Here is a 2,561-nt window from a genome sequence, read left to right as displayed (position 1 = left end):
AATAAGCATTGAGGGAAGGGCGCGATTTTGGACAACAACCTTGTCATTGCCATAGACGGGCCGGCGGGCGCCGGCAAAAGCACGGTCGCTAAACTTGTCGCCGCGCGGCTGGGATTTATATATATCGACACCGGCGCCATGTACCGCGCCGTTGCCCTGAAAGCCATCCGCGCCGGCGTGATCGGCGATCCGGCGGCTATCGAAAAAATAGCGGAGGACATAAATATTTCTTTCCGTCCCGAAGGCGAAATCAACAGGGTTTTTATGGAAGGCGGGGAGATTACCGGCGACATAAGGACAACGGAAGTATCCAATAAAGCATCGTTTGTGTCGGCCTTGCCGGGCGTGCGCGCCGCCATGCTGGTCAAGCAGCGCGACTTGGGCAGGAAAGGCAATGTGGTAATGGACGGGCGCGATGTCGGCACCTGCATCTTTCCCGCCGCCCAAGTGAAAGTATTTTTGACCGCCAACAGCGCGGAAAGGGCGCGGCGGCGCTATATAGAGCTCGTCGCCGGCGGGCAGGCGGCCGAGCTTAAAGAACTGCAAAAAGAAATGGACGCCCGCGACAAAGCCGACAGCGAAAGGGCGATCGCCCCGCTGAAAAAGGCCGGCGATGCCGTGGAGATCGATTCCAGCAAATTGAGCATTGCCCAGACAGTTGACTTGATAGTGGATTTGGCAAAGACAAAAGGAAAAACAAAGAAAAGTGTTTTATAGCATACTGCGGTTTTTTCTGAACATAATATACATTGTATTTTTCCGTCTGACAGTAGTCGGAGCGGAGAACATACCGGAAAAAGGCGCGGCGATCATCGCCGGCAACCATGTCAGCCTGCTTGACCCGCCGACGCTCGGGGTGGCCTGCCGCAAGCGTCAGGTATGTTTCATGGCTAAAAGCGAACTTTTCGCCAATCCCTTGTTTGCGCTCATCATAAAGAAATTAGGGGCTTTCCCGGTGAAAAGGGGCATGTCCGACCGAGCGGCGGTAAAAACCGCCCTGACAATATTGGGCGAAGGGCGCGTTTTGGGAATGTTTCCCGAAGGCACGCGCGGCCGGGGCGGAGTTTTAGGACAAGCAGGGCCCGGAGTCGCCGCCCTTGCCGGGCGCGCGGGGTCGCCCGTCATACCGGCGGCGCTGTCAGGGACGGAAAAAATCGGTTTAAAGACGCCGTTTCCCAAGTTGAAAGTGATTTTCGGGCGTCCGCTCTTTTTCCCGGACAAGGCCGCCGACAAGCCTGTTTTGCAGGAACGGGCGGATCAAATAATGCGGGAAATACAGCTTTTGCTGGCAAAGCAAAAAACCCCCGATTAAATTTAAGGGGGGCGGTAATCCATTGCGGCAACGCGCCGGATGTTTTCCGCCGCAAGCGATTATTAAGGGTTCTTTTGTATTCATACATAGGGGATTGGAGCATACGGCATGAAGGTTATATTGGCTGAAACAATGGGCTTTTGCCAGGGGGTAAAGAGGGCGGTGGCGATGGCGTCCGATAGCGGCGCCGGCTCTTATGTTCTGGGACAGCTTACGCACAATCCGCAAGTAAATAAAATGCTTGCGGAAAAGGGCGTGCGGACGGCAGGGTCCCTGTATGGCCTGCGGGAGGGGAGCAAAGTGATATTTCGTGCGCACGGCGAGCCGCCCAACAGTTATCTTGTCGCGAAAAGCCGCCAGCTGGAGATTGTCGACGCTACCTGCCCGCACGTGAAGGCCGCGCAAACAGCGGCGCGAAAGCTGGCGGAAGAAGCGTTGCGCGTGGTAGTTATCGGCGATCCTGCCCATCCGGAAGTGGCAGGCCTCAAAGCTTGGGCGGGCGGGGAGGCCGTTGTCGTCCAAAACGTCCCGGACGCGGAAAAATTGCCTGAAGCAGGCACCTATGGCGTTATTTCCCAAACCACCTGCACGGAAGGGCTGTTTGCTGAATTGAGCGCTCTTGTGGCGCAAAAAGCCGCAGAACATAAAATCGTCAGGACAATATGCCCGGCGACGCGGGAAAGGCAAGACGCCGCCGCAGAACTGGCGCGGCAAGTTGACGCGGTCGTGGTAATTGGCGGGAGGGGCAGCGCCAATACTAAAAAAATCAAAGAAATAGCCGAAAAACATTGTAAAAATACTATCCTTGTTGAAACAGCGCAGGAGTTGTCAAAGGATATGTTTTTAAATATGAAGATTGTTGGCGTTACCGCAGGGGCGTCAACGCCGGATTGGATAATTGAGGAGGTCGTAAAAAAAATGGAAAACATGGGAGAAATGCTGGAACAAAACGATGGGGAGAAGAAACTGTCTCTTGGCGCGGGCGATATTGTGCAGGGCAGGGTGGTCAGCGTAGGCAAAGACGAGGTGTTCGTCGATATAAACTACAAAAGCGAGGGCATAATACCCAGGGCGGAAATGGCTCTTAATCCGCCGGACGACTTGGCCCTTGTCGCGGCGCCGGGGGACGTTATAACCGTAATGGCGCTTGATCCGGACAAAGACGGTGCCGTTGTTTTGTCAAAGATCAAAGCGGACGCGCAAATGGCGCTCGAAAAATTAAACGGCGTTTTTGCCGACAAGGAAATAA

The 2,561-nt window shown here is 54.7% G+C and carries 3 protein-coding genes; all 3 read left to right on the top strand.

The genetic code is table 11. From position 1 onward, the window contains the following. The first annotated feature begins 27 nt into the window (after positions 1–27). Positions 28–717, top strand: coding sequence for a (d)CMP kinase (gene cmk, locus LBO03_02400; protein ID MDR3348451.1), 690 nt, complete (start codon positions 28–30; stop codon positions 715–717). After that, complete coding sequence (locus LBO03_02395) at positions 707–1,312, top strand: 1-acyl-sn-glycerol-3-phosphate acyltransferase (GenBank protein MDR3348450.1); 606 nt, start codon at positions 707–709, stop codon at positions 1,310–1,312. Before cmk ends, LBO03_02395 begins: the two co-directional genes overlap by 11 nt. Before the next feature lie 108 nt (positions 1,313–1,420). Further along, positions 1,421–2,561: 4-hydroxy-3-methylbut-2-enyl diphosphate reductase (gene ispH, locus LBO03_02390; GenBank protein MDR3348449.1), on the top strand; the 1,141-nt coding region annotated here is incomplete at its 3' end.

The organism is Acidaminococcales bacterium, from assembly GCA_031290885.1.
In the GTDB taxonomy this organism is placed as follows: Bacteria; Bacillota; Negativicutes; order Acidaminococcales; family JAISLQ01; genus JAISLQ01.
Note: the sequence above shows the minus strand (reverse complement) of the source record. Positions and strands in the feature narration are given on the sequence as shown.